Here is a 13,696-nt window from a genome sequence, read left to right on the forward strand (position 1 = left end):
TCTCGAACTCCATTTCTACTCTTACTATTTTACCATTTTTATGGAAATAATTCTAAACGAAAATGCTCATATTCAGCATTCTAACAAGCAAAAAGAGAGCCGAAACTCTCTTCTTTATCTTTTTTTACTTTTATGGACCGACATGAGGGTAATATCTCGCAAGCTAAAGTATGCTAGGAAGAGCATGGCGATTGCGATAAAGAATTCTGTCGGTAGCTGAAAGATTTGCAGAACAGACAGCATCAGCAAAATCAAGAGTGCTACAAAAGCAAAGACGACAAGGACGATATTGACTGTCCCTTTAATGCTTTGTGGTGTCGCAAATACATAGAGTAGTAATAAGAGGAGTCCTATGATTAAATAAACCATCTTTATCTCTTTCTAGCTCTTATTCAGCTGATTTTTTCTTCTTGTTAGCTTTCTCACGCTCTGCTTTGTTAAGGATTTGTTTACGCAAACGGATAGACTCAGGCGTTACTTCCATGTACTCATCGTCGTTCAAGAACTCAAGAGACTCTTCAAGTGTCAAGATACGAGGAGTCTTGATAACAGCTGTTTGGTCCTTAGTAGCTGAACGAACGTTGGTCATTTGTTTCGCCTTAGTGATGTTAACTGTCAAGTCGTTTTCACGAGAATTTTCACCGATGATCATTCCTTCATAAACCTCAGTACCTGGGTTGACAAAGATCGTACCACGTTCTTCGATAGACATGATTGAGTAAGTTGTAGCCTTACCAGCATCGATAGAAACAAGGGCACCACGGTGACGACCACCAATTTCCCCTGGAATCAATGGCAAGTATTGGTCAAAGGTATGGTTCATGATACCGTAACCACGAGTCATTGACAAGAACTCAGTTGAGTATCCGATTAAACCACGCGCTGGAACAAGGAAGACCAAACGAGTTTGACCATTACCAGTTGAAATCATATCCAACATTTCACCCTTACGTTCAGAAAGGCTTTGGATAACAGATCCTTGGTATTCTTCTGGAGTGTCGATTTGAACACGTTCAAATGGTTCACATTTAACACCATCGATTTCTTTTACGATAACTTCTGGACGAGATACTTGAAGTTCATAGCCCTCACGACGCATTGTTTCGATAAGGATTGACAAGTGCAATTCTCCACGTCCTGAAACAGTCCATTTATCTGGTGAATCAGTTGGGTCAACACGAAGGGAAACGTCTGTTTGCAATTCTGCCTGCAAACGTTCTTCCACCTTACGAGAAGTCACCCATTTACCTTCTTTACCAGCAAATGGTGAGTTGTTGACCAAGAAAGTCATTTGAAGAGTTGGCTCATCGATGTGTAGGATTGGAAGAGCTTCAACTGCGTCTGTCGGAGTAATAGTTTCGCCGACAAAGATATCTTCCATACCTGAAACGGCAATCAAGTCACCTGCTTTGGCTTCTTGAATTTCACGACGTTCCAAACCAAAGAAACCAAAGAGTTTTGTAACACGGAAGTTTTTAGTTGTACCATCAAGTTTAGAAAGGGTAACTTGGTCCCCAACTTTAACAGTACCACGGAAGACACGACCGATACCGATACGACCAACGAAGTCATTGTAGTCCAAAAGTGATACTTGGAACTGCAAAGGCTCATCTGAGTTATCTACTGGAGCTGGGATATGGTCAATAATCGTGTCAAAGATTGGTGCCATAGTAGCTTCTTGGTCAGCTGGGTCATCTGACAATGAAGAAGTTCCGTTGATCGCTGAAGCATACACTACTGGGAAATCAAGCTGGTCATCATCTGCACCAAGCTCGATGAAAAGTTCCAATACTTCATCCACTACTTCCGCTGGACGAGCTGATGGCTTATCGATTTTATTAACAACCACGATTGGGACAAGGTCTTGTTCCAAAGCTTTTTTCAATACGAAACGAGTTTGTGGCATGGTTCCTTCGTAGGCATCTACGACCAAGACAACACCGTCAACCATTTTCATGATACGCTCAACTTCTCCACCGAAGTCCGCGTGTCCTGGGGTGTCCATGATGTTGATACGAGTTCCGTTGTAGGCAACGGCTGTATTTTTAGCAAGGATGGTAATTCCACGCTCTTTCTCGATATCATTCGAGTCCATAGCACGCTCAGCCAATTCAGTACGTGCATCAAGCGTTTCTGATTGTTTCAATAATTCGTCAACGAGGGTTGTTTTACCGTGGTCAACGTGGGCGATAATCGCAATGTTACGGATATCTTCTCTTAATTTTGTCATGATTTCCTCTATAATATTCAAAATTTATTTTCTAACTGAACGATTATACCATATTTTCAAGTAAATAACATAACTCAAGCAAGTGTAAATGTTTTCACTCTGCTTTTCTTTTCACGTCAAGCCTTTTCAAAGTATACAACTTATGATAAGATAGGCACAGTATGCGTTTAGATAATTTATTAGCCCAAGAAAAAATCAGCCGAAAGGCCATGAAACAAGCCTTACTTAAAGGGGAAATTCTAGTCGATGGTTGCCCAGCCCGCTCCCTAGCCCAAAATATCGATACAGGTCTACAAGAACTCCTTTTTCAGGGCCAAATCATTCAAGGTTATGAGCACACCTACCTTATGCTTCATAAACCTGCTGGTGTCGTGACAGCCAACAAAGACAAGGAACTTCAAACTGTCATGGACCTCCTGCCACCTGACATCCCGTCTGACCAGCTCTATGCTGTCGGTAGACTGGACCGAGATACGACTGGTCTCCTCCTCGTGACCGATAACGGCCCTTTGGGTTTTCAACTCCTTCATCCTCAGTATCATGTCGATAAGACTTATCAAGTTGAGGTTAATGGACTCCTGACACCTGACCATATTCAAGCCTTTCAAAAAGGAATTATCTTTTTAGATGGTACTGTCTGTAAACCTGCAAGGATAGAAATTCTATCTGCAAGTCCTTCCCACAGTCAAGCCTCTATCACCATTTCAGAAGGAAAATTTCATCAAGTCAAGAAAATGTTCCTCTCGGTTGGCGTTAAGGTGACCTCTCTCAAACGCACCCATTTTGGACCTTGGAGTTTGGATGAGAATCTAAAAGAAGGAGATTATCGCCCCCTAAACTCGGAAGAATTAGCAAACATTCGTGACTTTCTCAGAAAAGTGGTTAAAAAATGAGCTCGGAAAATATCCAAGCTCGTTTTCTTATTTCTCAACTTTGACTTTCCCTTTCCAAGAATCCAAACCATAAGAAAGGATATAAATCTCAGAAAAACCTTGTTTTTTCAAGTAAAGGGCTGCATTTGTGACACGTTGCGCACGTTGGTTTTCGTAAAGAAGGACAGGTTTATCTTTACGAAGGGCTGCAAGACTAGTCTTCAACTGACTTGAAGGAATATTGCGTGCACCAAGGATATGTTTTCTGTGAAATTCAGCTGGGTCGCGCAAATCAATCAATTGACCTGTACGAATCAAGGCTTCAAACTCCTCATTGTCTACAATTTTAGCCGCACGGCGAATACGAAGATAGTTAAAACCCATCCACGCCAACATTGCTAGTATAAGTGCCCACAAAATCCAAGTAACCATTAGTTCTTTTCTCCATTTTTCTCAATATAATCCAATTCTACCTTGTGCTCTCTGCGAAGAACCGCTTCTGCCTCTAGATAGTCTAATTTGTCCATTAAACCTGCATCATAGATCCGTGAGAGTTCGAGCTTCATCAGTTCAATATCGTATAAGCGTTTTCCCATGTAAACAATAATACCAAATTGTTTGAGGAACTGCTGCACATCGTAGAATGTTTTCATAAGACTCATTCTAGCAAAATTTTGTGTTTTTTTCAAGAAGAGACTCACACAAGAAGTATCAGAGAAATTAAAAAAGCTGCATCTTCTGCAACTTTTTAATCTGGTGGAAAATAGCCCAACTGCTCAGCGATATGAATCGCCTCCTGCCTGTTAGTCACTCCCAATTTTGAAAAGATATTGGCCAAGTGATTGGAAACTGTACGTTTACTCACATAGACCTTGTCACAGACATCATCAATGGTCAAGCCATTTCTAACCAGTTCTAGTATCTCGATTTCTCGTGGTGTTAGCACCTCTACCATCACTTCATCTGAAAAGACCTTACCACCTAGATAAATCTTTTCCAATTTTTTCACCAACTCATCTGGGTTCATACTTTTGTCCAGAAATCCATAAGCTCCCATAGCTTTAGCTCGGTGTTCATACATCTTTTTGCTGTATCCCGTCAAAATAACAACCTTACTAGAACAACCATTGTCGATAATCTCTTGTGCCAAGGTCAGCCCATCATCTTGATACAGACTCGTCAGGTTGATGTCAATCAAAATAATGTCGTAATCATTAAAAGAAATCTCCGAAATAGTCGAAAAATTATCCACTAACTGGACCTTTTTAATGTTTTCCGATAATTCTAAAATCATCTTGATACTTTGGCTAAATAATCTATGATCATCAATTAACAAAATTTTCATAACACAACTCCTTATCAATCGGGAGAGTAATTTCTACACGAAATCTCTTATTATTTTCAAAAATCTGCATCTGACCACCTAAAACACTAATTTTATTAGACATATTTTTCAAGCCATAACCTAAGGATTTTTTTGTTTGAAGGCAGTCATTTTCAGAAATGATAAAAATAGCGTCATCATGCACATCAATCTTCAAAGAAATTGTTCCACCACTAGCGTACTTAACAGCATTGGTCGCCAACTCCTCAACCAGACGATAGGCAATTTTATCGTAAGGAGATAAAAGCCTAAAGTGGGCAGGAAACTGTGTGACGACTTCATTTTCTGCGTGATAGCGCTTGACAATCCGATTAATCAGCCCTTGATACTGGATGTCTAACTGCTCGTCTGTTTCTACCATTGGCTGATAATAATCCATCCGCTCACGAATCCGCTGAACCAACTCCTCTGTCACCAGATTGATCTGTTCACCAAAAGCTTGATTGCTACTATATTTATTGAAATTTTTTATTGCCATCACATTTTGCAGGATTTCATTGTGAAGAAATTCGGAGAACTGTTGTTCTGTGTCTTCATTTGCCAGCAGACTTTTCACCATACGATTACGCTTTAAAAAGAGAACTTTTACATAATCCCTAGCATCTAGCATCTCAGCAGAACGAAAGAGACGAATCAATTCTTCCGAACAAATCCCGAACAATAGTAACATGATATTCAAGACCAAAAAGCTCGTGTTTAAATCTAGACGAAAGATGATGAAAATGCCTACTAACAAAAACATAACCAGTAAAAACAAGCGTGAAAAAGCTTTTATATAGGACAATTTCAACTCTGATACCCTTTTTTGAAGAGAGCTGACAATCGTTTTGAAGTGTAAAAAAGCTAAGATACCAAGAATTTCTAGATACCAGACTAGGTTCATCACTCCTGAGCCCGTCGTATTGATATACAAAAAGAAATAAGAAAGAGGCAATATTAAAGCTAATATCCACAAATTTCGTCTCTGATACTTGAGTTTACTTTTCAACTCTTTATGATATAAAATCAGTAAAATCAAGGGAACAAGGTTTAAAAAGAAAGACGCAAACAAGGACAGAAATAGAAAAATTGAAGGACTTAACAGATACGAACTAATGGTGATTAGTGTCAACACAAAGGACACACTCAACAGTTCTTCTCCTATTTTCTCACCCAGAAAGATAATAGACAGAGAACTATACACCAATAAAAAAGAGTTGAGCGGATGAAGAATATCAAAGAAGTGCAACAGGGTGCTCGCAACTCCTTGATTAAATATGGATTGCCAGCTAATAAGAAACATCATCAGAAGCAACCAAAGTTTCAACTCACTGTACCGAAAGGTCACAATATTACAAATATAACTAAATGCAATTAAAGCAATAATCAGCAATAAAACCATCTGCAAGGAAAAATCTGTCGAAAAGTCCAGAGGAATCCTATAATAAATATAAATCATTAAAGCTAGATGATTAAAAATCGTCAACCACCACAATAAAAGTGAGTTTTTCGAGAGCGATTTGACAAACTGTTTCATATGTATCCACTTCCTGAACTACTTTAATATCATTATAACACAATACCAGAATTGTCGGATAGGCAACTCTGGTATTTGACTTAATTTTCAATAATTTCCCAACTTACTCTGTAAGTCACTAGCAGGTAAAGGACAAATAGTAAGACCGCTACTCCCAGATAGGTGATATCTATAGAAATGCTGGTATTAGCGAAATTCTCAAAATAGCCCAAAAGAGCGGTACTCAAGGCAAATGCTAGCGGACCTGCGATGACCAGCGGAACCAAGAAATAACTTAGAATCTGTTGCAAAAGAATAGAGCGATTTTGCTTTCTCTTATTACCAAGAAGGTATAAGATTTGATAATCATTGACACTATCCAAAGAACTTGTAGAAGTTTGAAGTGACAAGATACTGAGGGAAATAATGATAAAAATAACACTGACAAAAATCATGACAAAGACAATGACGCCCATAAATCCAAGGTAAACCTCAAAAATACTTCCTTTCGTTTGATAGGTGAACGAATTCAACTCTGCTCCATCACGAGTGAAGTAGTATTTTTCAATCCACTGACTCAAGAATGTTTCTACTTCCCGTTTGTCAATGTTTTCTTTGAAATTGGCAACATAGGTCGTGTGGTCTTCCGTCAATCCAACTACTACCTTATCTGGTACAATCAAGGTTCCTGCGTCATTTAGACCTACTGAAGATAAAAAGTAAACTGTTTCAAGTGGCTTTGAAGAGGCAAGGTTGAGAGAATGACCGTTAATCATGAGGGTTTTGGTCGTTGATAGAAAGTCCTGGATCTGCTTGGCAGTTCCTTTATAGTTGGCATTGACCAGAAATTGGTTATCTGCCAAGTCAACCGCTTTTTCCCCTTGCAGTTTGCGGAGATGATTGTAGGCAGAAATTCCTAAAATCGGTACTTTTGATTCAGGAAGTTTCTTATCATGCTCCCAGAGATTGCTGGTATCAATCAAATCTTTATAGATTACATCACTAGAATAGCTAGGATAGCTGTACTCTTCTTTGATGAAATTAAAGTCAAAGCCATCGGCTTTCAATCTGTCTTTGACAGATTCCTGAGAAAATTGAAACTCTTTACCACGGTAGAGATTGACAGTTACATCATAAGGTGAGTATTTGTTCAGCTCTCGGTTCATAGTCGTATAGGCACTACCACTAAAAACGAGTAAGCTGAGAGCCAGTGTCAAGGTCAAGGATAAGACAGCCAACGTGACCGAATTACTATCAGCTTGTTTTGAAAATTGACGGATTTTAAAAGTGTTTAGTTTGTTATAGTAGGTTTGAGGCAGTTTTCTAAGGGAAATCAAGACAAAATGGCTTAAAGTATTGTAAAACAAAATCACAAAAATCACGAAGACAGATACCAGCAAGATACCCCAGCTTTTCAAGAATGATAGATGGTGATAGTCTGAAAAATAGAGAGCACCAAAACCGATAACAGCTGTCGAAAGAATAAAGAGAAGTGCTTGAAGAACTGGCTTGCCTTTTGCCAAGACAGATTTCTTGACCCCATTCTCTTGAATAAGTGCAATGATATTTTGCTTTCTAAAGGTAAGAATGTCCATGACACCAACAATAAAACTGGTTACAAAATAGGAATAAACTAGTAAGATGACAGACTTGCTATCAAAGAACAGCAGACTACCAAAGTAATTGGCCATAAAAAACTCAGATGCAATCTTAGCTAGAATGACCAGTAAGATCAATCCAAGCAAGAAACCTAGAATCAAGGAAAAGATATTGACCAGCATGGTTTCAAAGAACAGGGTACGGATAATCTGCTTCTTCTTCATTCCCAGCGTTGCATAAAGTCCCAGCTCTTTCTTGCGCCGTCCCAGCACAAAATTTGTGGCGTAAACGATGAGAAAGGCAATCGCCGATAGAATCAGATAGGAAAGCAAGCCCATGTACTGGCTCATCACCGTCGTCAACATTTCCTTTGCCCCTGATAAACTTTGCATCACTGGATGGCTTGGTAAAGCATTAAAAGCGTAGAGCAAGCTATAAATCAATGTCAGACTGAAAAAATAGATGGTATAAGTCTGTAAATTTCGAAATACATTTCGTAAAATCAATTTTGGATACATACTCTCACCCTCCTATCTGGTACGACTGTAAATCTCTTGCAAATACTGTTCATTAGATAGGCTGTGACGTTCCAAATCATCCATAATCTTTCCATCTCTAAGTAGCACCATCCGTGAAGAGTACTTGGCTGCGGCAGGGTCATGCGTAACCAGTAAAATGGTAATACCAAAACTTTTATTGATTTCCTGCAAAAGTGCCATCAGTTTTTCAGAATTGGCAGAGTCCAAGGCTCCTGTCGGCTCATCTGCGATAATCAGTTTAGAATCATCAATCAAGGCTCTAGCAGTTGCCACGCGTTGTCGCTGACCACCTGATAACTGATTAGGAAACTTATCTTTTAAGTTTTGGATGGCCAACTTATCCAAAATTTCCTCAATCTTATCCTGATGTTTTTTGATATTTTTCCCCTGAATTTGAAGAGGTAGAACAATATTTTCATAGACCGTCAAGGTTTCCACCAAGTTGTAGGCTTGGAAAATATAGGAAATGTTTTTAGCACGATAGTCAGCTAGTTCATTTTCCTTGGCATGGATGATGTCAAAATCTTCAAATCGAATCTCACCTGACGTTGGTTTATCAATCGTTGAAATACAGTTGAGGAGTGTTGTTTTTCCACTACCACTGGCACCCATAATTGCCAGAAATTCACCTTTTTCAACGGACAAGTTCACATCTAATAAAGCACGAACGATATTATCCCCTTGACCAAATGTTTTCGTTAATCCTGTTACAATAAGCTGTTTCATCATTTCATTCCTCCGTTTCTTTATTACTCTCTTATTATACGGTTCCTTTCAATGTTTGGCATGAGTATTTTGTGCAATATATTCAAGTAATAAAAAACCGATGCCTTTTTCAGGTATCGGTCGATGTTGATTATTTGCGATCGTTTCTTTTTTTCATAAAGTAAACAATCCCTATGACAACAACTCCTAAGACCAGTACAGGTGCATAGAATTCTAGTGTTCCAATAATTCCTTCCATTTTATCCTCCTGTCAAAAAATAGAGAGTTTTATTCACAGCGCACGTTTGACGAAATACATTCATAAGAATATGCAAACCACCAAGCACAGCGCCCCTGTGCTGTTAATCTAACAGCCGTACCCTAACCCAGCAGCAGATTTTCCATCCAATTCTTGGCTATTAATTTCCACAATCCAAAGAATCAATCTCAAAGTTGTCTTGTTCTATTTGTATTTCTCCCCGTAAATATAACACCAAATCAAAATGTTGTCAATATTTTGTAATAAAACACTAGAATTCTCCTTTTGTTTTATCTAACAACGAACATTATTTCTCGTACACTCATAGGAATAGGTGAAATACAATCCACAGAGACCTGCTAGTGTCATTTTAAAAGCTGTGTACCACTAGCTTCTAATTTACTGGAAAGTTCTTGCTTTTCAACCTCAAAACTTAGAGAATCAATCTCTGAACGATTTGTATTTTTAGCCATAAAGTTGCCTCCTTCCTTCTTTTGGATGATCATCTTTACAATAACTAGTATAAAATCTAGTACTGGATAAATAATGAGTAAATCGTGCAAATTTCTTATTTTCGAAGAAAATTTTTATAGTGCCCAATTAAAAAACAGCTAAACAATACCTTGCTCAGCTACTTTTTTAACTTATTTACTAAAAGATTTAGAAGTTTCTTCTTAACTACTTTACAGAGACTCACACAATGCCCCTGATTTTCCTATCTTCTTTGGCGATTCTGACGCAAGTGTGGTACAATAAAAACATGAGAATTCAACAATTACATTATATTATCAAAATCGTCGAAACTGGCTCCATGAATGAGGCAGCCAAGCAACTCTTTATCACCCAACCCAGTCTTTCCAATGCTGTGAGAGATTTGGAAAATGAAATGGGGATTGAAATCTTTATCCGCAATCCTAAGGGTATCACCTTGACCCGTGATGGGATGGAGTTTCTCTCTTATGCCCGTCAGGTTGTCGAGCAGACCCAGCTTCTGGAGGAACGTTATAAAAATCCTGTCGCCCACCGCGAACTCTTTAGCGTTTCGTCTCAACACTATGCCTTTGTGGTCAATGCCTTTGTCTCTTTGCTCAAGAAAAGCGATATGGAGAAATACGAGCTCTTCCTTCGTGAAACTCGGACTTGGGAAATTATCGACGATGTCAAGAACTTCCGTAGTGAGGTCGGTGTCCTATTTTTAAACAGCTACAACCGTGATGTTTTAACTAAGATGCTGGATGACAATCACCTACTGGCTCACCATCTCTTCACAGCGCAACCGCATATCTTTGTCAGCAAGACCAATCCTCTGGCAAAAAAAGACAAGGTCAAACTAGAAGACTTGGAAAACTTCCCTTATCTCAGCTATGACCAAGGGACGCACAACTCCTTCTACTTTTCAGAAGAGATTCTTTCCCAAGAACACCACAAGAAATCCATCGTAGTCAGCGACCGTGCTACCCTCTTTAATCTCTTGATTGGTTTGGACGGTTATACCATTGCGACAGGAATTTTAAACAGCAACCTCAACGGAGACAATATCGTTTCTATCCCACTGGATATTGATGACCCAATTGAACTGGTCTATATCCAGCATGAAAAAACCAGCCTGTCTAAGATGGGCGAACGCTTTATCGACTATCTACTAGAAGAAGTCCAGTTTGATAGTTGAGAATCACTCTAAATCGAATAACTTAAAAACCTCAAGAACTAGCTTTCAACCCTAGTTCTTGAGGTTTTTTCTCTAATAGTAAATCAAAAGAATTTTATAAAATCTTATTTTTTAAACCAAAATATAGAGAGTATTAAAACGAGGACAAGTCCAGCTCCCACAACCAGTCCAAATACTGGAATATTTTCAAATAACGTTTGCTCTGGCTGTGTCTTCTCACTACTGTCTTGAATTGATTCTGCCACTGTGTCGCCTTGTTTCGCTACTTCTTGTTCTGCTTTTTTCTCAATTTTCTTAGGACCATAAGTTGGATTTACAAAAGTTACTAGCTTGGAAGGTTTAGAATAGTCTTCCTCCCCTTCTTTTACTACCCACAATACATTATATAAAGTTCGCCCTTCTAGTACCATACCATGTTCGAGTCTATGACCAGAAGGCAAACCTCCACCTAAACCGACACTAAAAGCAAACTCTTGATCCTCCTGATTATCTTTTAAGACAATAAATCCGTTCTCACTCACTTTTTTAAGACAGGATAATTTCCCTCTAATATCTCCATCTTTAAAAGTTCCAGTATAGCTACCATCATCTCCTAAAATAAGTGATGAAGCTCTACCAGGTTTAGTACCATTATTTGGCTCTTTATTAATCCAAATACCTACTAACTCAGATGGCAAAGGAATTTCATCTCCAATTTTGGCATCGACAAGGGACTTGGGCATGGGAGGATTAGGATCCATATTATCTCCAATGATTGGGAGATTTAGAGAAGTATATTCAATAGTTGAGGTATCTATCTTTGTTTTAGAGTCAAGGTTTAAGTCATCTAAGTCACCTTCTCCTGCTCTAAATTCACCTTTTTTAATTAACGTTGGCTCCTTATTTTCTTTAGAAAGTTGGAACAATCTATATGACATAATCCCTGGAGAACTCTCGAACACTATAATACTGCCGTCTGTATAGGTATTAATAACTGTCCCCATTCTAAGGCTTGTATCCCAAAATCTATCAAATAAGGGAGTTGGAGTATTACCATTCATATAATATACTTCAAACAGTTCCCATTTTTCACCATTGGTTAGACCGATTAATAACTCATCCGTCCCATTTTTATCAATATCCATCAAAGCGTAACCAAGTCTATTAGCATTATTTTCAAATAGCTGTTTGCTCTCCCACTTCTCAGTAATTTGTGGAAATAGTTGGTTGTAGTCAGTACTGTCAGCTTGGGCTGAATTCACAAGTGAAAATAAGCTGTAAAACAAACCCAAACAGGTAATTATTTTTATAATTTTCTTCATATTATTTCTAATTTTAATTTCACCTATATAAATTAATAAATATTATTTTGATGATAATGATTATGTGTGTGATAATGATTTTCTTGAACACGTAAATTTCTCAAATAATCAACTGCTTCTTCTGTATTTCTACGGATTCCGTCTAACTGCTGTAATTGTAAAGTTTGAACATAATTGTTGTATCTTAATGCTTGAAGCATTTTCTTAGTATCAATATATTGTTCCCTTTGTAACTGTAGCATTTCTTTCTGATAGTTCAACTGTAATTCTTTATATTTTGTTTCATCATATAAATTTACAAGTTCCTTCATATTATCAGCTTTGAAATTTTCTAAAGCTCCGATAAAAAATTCTATAGCTTCTATGAAATAGTAATCTTTGGGATACCATCCACTACCAAAAGCCACTAGAGCTCCTGCAGCTTCTTGCATCTCTATTTCACACTGCTGTTGCTCTTGCTTAATTTCTTGTTCATGTCTAATCTGTCTATCATAATCAGACTGTCTCATGCCTGAATTTTTAATGAGTTGTTTATTATCATCATCAATTAGCGTATTAATGAAATCAACCCATTTAGGATACCAAATTTTACCTAAAATAGAAGTTAAATAAAGCATTCCTAAGGCTATAATTGAAAAAAATATACCTTCAAATAAGTTAAAACTTATTAACCCTATTATTGCAAAAAATATTATCCTAAGAGGTGCAGCTAATAACATGACTAAAATAATCCCTGTCCATATATTTAACCATTTTTCTGTTTTTCGACGTATCTTTTTTTAAAGATAAAAAATTAAAATTGCTGTTGCTGCCAAATACATAACAAGTTCAAGAAGATTACCGTCACCAAACCAAAACATTAGTAGAAATTTAGCTAGATTTCCCAAAGCACCAAACAGAACTACATAAAATGATTGCCTCATCATTTTCTCTATTTTGTTAGATGAATTACTTTCTAATAAATTTTGTAATTGAGCTTGTATTTGCTTAGCTTTCCTTCTATCATTTTCTAACTTCATCTTATAGTTTTGCTTTTGATAAATATAATCTATACCTCTATGTAGATTATATAAATTTTCTAATAATACTGATTTTTCTTCCACTTCATTCTCCATCTTTTTTCTATTTTACTAAAAACCTGCCATTACTATCACATTCATCCCAACTACTACTGAAAGAAAGTTATTTAATGAATCTGTTTACTAGTAGTCTTATCACCTTTTATGACCATTATTGCTGCAAAAATATTTATCAAAACACAGACATAATATAGAATCGCTCCAAAACCTAAATCCGATCTTCCAACCAATTCTTTTGTTATTGAAAAATGAACAAAAATTCCAAATAAACTTACTAGAATAACTATAATAGATGTAATAATTTGAAGCACCCTTCCTTTTCCAATTACTAAAGACAATAAAAAAGTAATCACAAATGCACCATACCAAATCAAAAATAAATACCATAATGGTGCATCTAAATATTCTGAAACATGTTCACTTAATGGAGGTATAAACTGATTACCCGATGAAACAACTGGCAATAAGAAAGTAATCAATCCTACTAAACTAGCTATAGTTATTAATTTTTTAAATTTCATTCATATTCTCCCTATATACAATTTCTTACCCCAGTAACTTTTA

15 protein-coding genes are annotated in these 13,696 nt (G+C 37.3%); 2 read left to right on the forward strand and 13 right to left on the reverse strand.

Annotation, left to right across the window (positions count from 1 at the left end):
- Positions 1-114: 114 nt before the first annotated feature.
- Both N8L90_RS04795 and typA read right to left on the reverse strand, forming a co-directional pair.
- The gene (locus tag N8L90_RS04795; protein WP_125852170.1) at positions 115-369 is read right to left on the reverse strand and encodes a DUF3165 family protein; all 255 of its coding nucleotides are present in this window, start codon (positions 367-369) and stop codon (positions 115-117) included.
- A 19-nt stretch (positions 370-388) separates the two neighbouring features.
- A complete protein-coding gene (gene typA, locus N8L90_RS04800; RefSeq protein WP_000164111.1) occupies positions 389-2,230 on the reverse strand; it encodes a translational GTPase TypA in 1,842 nt (613 codons plus the stop codon).
- Between the two features lie 161 nt (positions 2,231-2,391).
- On the opposite strand from typA, the gene N8L90_RS04805 reads away from it, so the two are divergent.
- On the forward strand, positions 2,392-3,123 hold the full coding sequence (locus tag N8L90_RS04805) for a pseudouridine synthase (RefSeq protein WP_238096358.1): 732 nt from the start codon (positions 2,392-2,394) through the stop codon (positions 3,121-3,123).
- A gap of 27 nt (positions 3,124-3,150) precedes the next feature.
- Here N8L90_RS04805 and N8L90_RS04810 read toward each other — a convergent pair whose 3' ends face one another.
- From N8L90_RS04810 to N8L90_RS04840, 7 genes are all read right to left on the reverse strand, one after another.
- Positions 3,151-3,534 carry a rhodanese-like domain-containing protein gene (locus N8L90_RS04810; protein ID WP_000259257.1) on the reverse strand — a complete coding sequence of 128 codons (384 nt, stop codon included), beginning with the start codon at positions 3,532-3,534 and terminating at the stop codon, positions 3,151-3,153.
- The gene (locus N8L90_RS04815) at positions 3,534-3,803 is read right to left on the reverse strand and encodes a YqgQ family protein (protein ID WP_000051786.1); all 270 of its coding nucleotides are present in this window, start codon (positions 3,801-3,803) and stop codon (positions 3,534-3,536) included. Before N8L90_RS04815 ends, N8L90_RS04810 begins: the two co-directional genes overlap by 1 nt.
- Positions 3,804-3,850: 47 nt before the next feature.
- Positions 3,851-4,447, reverse strand: coding sequence for a response regulator transcription factor (locus N8L90_RS04820; protein ID WP_000698201.1), 597 nt, complete (start codon positions 4,445-4,447; stop codon positions 3,851-3,853).
- Positions 4,428-5,156 carry a sensor histidine kinase gene (locus N8L90_RS04825; RefSeq protein ID WP_238096360.1) on the reverse strand — a complete coding sequence of 243 codons (729 nt, stop codon included), beginning with the start codon at positions 5,154-5,156 and terminating at the stop codon, positions 4,428-4,430. Before N8L90_RS04825 ends, N8L90_RS04820 begins: the two co-directional genes overlap by 20 nt.
- 926 nt (positions 5,157-6,082) lie before the next feature.
- Complete coding sequence (locus N8L90_RS04830) at positions 6,083-8,098, reverse strand: FtsX-like permease family protein (RefSeq protein WP_261024398.1); 2,016 nt, start codon at positions 8,096-8,098, stop codon at positions 6,083-6,085.
- A 12-nt stretch (positions 8,099-8,110) separates the two neighbouring features.
- Positions 8,111-8,845: an ABC transporter ATP-binding protein gene (locus N8L90_RS04835; protein ID WP_261024439.1), complete on the reverse strand. Its 735-nt coding sequence runs from the start codon at positions 8,843-8,845 to the stop codon at positions 8,111-8,113.
- Positions 8,846-8,975: 130 nt separating this feature from the next.
- Positions 8,976-9,083 (reverse strand): QVPTGV class sortase B protein-sorting domain-containing protein, encoded by a 108-nt coding sequence (locus N8L90_RS04840; RefSeq protein ID WP_004256158.1) that lies wholly within the window; start codon positions 9,081-9,083, stop codon positions 8,976-8,978.
- Between the two features lie 760 nt (positions 9,084-9,843).
- Between N8L90_RS04840 and N8L90_RS04855 the strand changes: the two genes are divergently transcribed.
- A complete protein-coding gene (locus N8L90_RS04855) occupies positions 9,844-10,752 on the forward strand; it encodes a LysR family transcriptional regulator (RefSeq protein WP_125454748.1) in 909 nt (302 codons plus the stop codon).
- Between the two features lie 104 nt (positions 10,753-10,856).
- On the opposite strand, the gene N8L90_RS04860 is transcribed toward N8L90_RS04855, so the two are convergent.
- The 4 genes from N8L90_RS04860 to N8L90_RS04875 all read right to left on the reverse strand — a co-directional run bounded on the left by N8L90_RS04860 (position 10,857) and on the right by N8L90_RS04875 (position 13,653).
- The gene (locus tag N8L90_RS04860) at positions 10,857-12,053 is read right to left on the reverse strand and encodes a hypothetical protein (RefSeq protein ID WP_261024401.1); all 1,197 of its coding nucleotides are present in this window, start codon (positions 12,051-12,053) and stop codon (positions 10,857-10,859) included.
- A gap of 32 nt (positions 12,054-12,085) precedes the next feature.
- Positions 12,086-12,772, reverse strand: coding sequence for a hypothetical protein (locus N8L90_RS04865; protein ID WP_261024402.1), 687 nt, complete (start codon positions 12,770-12,772; stop codon positions 12,086-12,088).
- 60 nt (positions 12,773-12,832) lie between these two features.
- Complete coding sequence (locus N8L90_RS04870) at positions 12,833-13,156, reverse strand: hypothetical protein (protein ID WP_261024404.1); 324 nt, start codon at positions 13,154-13,156, stop codon at positions 12,833-12,835.
- An 83-nt stretch (positions 13,157-13,239) separates the two neighbouring features.
- Positions 13,240-13,653 carry a hypothetical protein gene (locus tag N8L90_RS04875; RefSeq protein WP_000669444.1) on the reverse strand — a complete coding sequence of 138 codons (414 nt, stop codon included), beginning with the start codon at positions 13,651-13,653 and terminating at the stop codon, positions 13,240-13,242.
- Positions 13,654-13,696: the final 43 nt, after the last annotated feature.

Origin of the sequence: Streptococcus mitis (assembly GCF_946190115.1) — a bacterium.
Lineage (GTDB): Bacteria > Bacillota > Bacilli > Lactobacillales > Streptococcaceae > Streptococcus > Streptococcus mitis_CO.

Excerpts from the sequence above, each read along its gene's own strand:
- N8L90_RS04795 (WP_125852170.1), bottom strand. The coding sequence starts at position 369 with ATGGTTTATTTAATCATAGGACTCCTCTTATTACTACTCTATGTATTT.
- typA (WP_000164111.1), bottom strand. The coding sequence starts at position 2,230 with ATGACAAAATTAAGAGAAGATATCCGTAACATTGCGATTATCGCCCAC.
- N8L90_RS04805 (WP_238096358.1), top strand. The coding sequence starts at position 2,392 with ATGCGTTTAGATAATTTATTAGCCCAAGAAAAAATCAGCCGAAAGGCC.
- N8L90_RS04810 (WP_000259257.1), bottom strand. The coding sequence starts at position 3,534 with ATGGTTACTTGGATTTTGTGGGCACTTATACTAGCAATGTTGGCGTGG.
- N8L90_RS04820 (WP_000698201.1), bottom strand. The coding sequence starts at position 4,447 with ATGAAAATTTTGTTAATTGATGATCATAGATTATTTAGCCAAAGTATC.
- N8L90_RS04825 (WP_238096360.1), bottom strand. The coding sequence starts at position 5,156 with ATGTTACTATTGTTCGGGATTTGTTCGGAAGAATTGATTCGTCTCTTT.
- N8L90_RS04830 (WP_261024398.1), bottom strand. The coding sequence starts at position 8,098 with ATGTATCCAAAATTGATTTTACGAAATGTATTTCGAAATTTACAGACT.
- N8L90_RS04835 (WP_261024439.1), bottom strand. The coding sequence starts at position 8,845 with ATGAAACAGCTTATTGTAACAGGATTAACGAAAACATTTGGTCAAGGG.
- N8L90_RS04840 (WP_004256158.1), bottom strand. The coding sequence starts at position 9,083 with ATGGAAGGAATTATTGGAACACTAGAATTCTATGCACCTGTACTGGTC.
- N8L90_RS04855 (WP_125454748.1), top strand. The coding sequence starts at position 9,844 with ATGAGAATTCAACAATTACATTATATTATCAAAATCGTCGAAACTGGC.
- N8L90_RS04860 (WP_261024401.1), bottom strand. The coding sequence starts at position 12,053 with ATGAAGAAAATTATAAAAATAATTACCTGTTTGGGTTTGTTTTACAGC.
- N8L90_RS04865 (WP_261024402.1), bottom strand. The coding sequence starts at position 12,772 with ATGTTATTAGCTGCACCTCTTAGGATAATATTTTTTGCAATAATAGGG.
- N8L90_RS04875 (WP_000669444.1), bottom strand. The coding sequence starts at position 13,653 with ATGAAATTTAAAAAATTAATAACTATAGCTAGTTTAGTAGGATTGATT.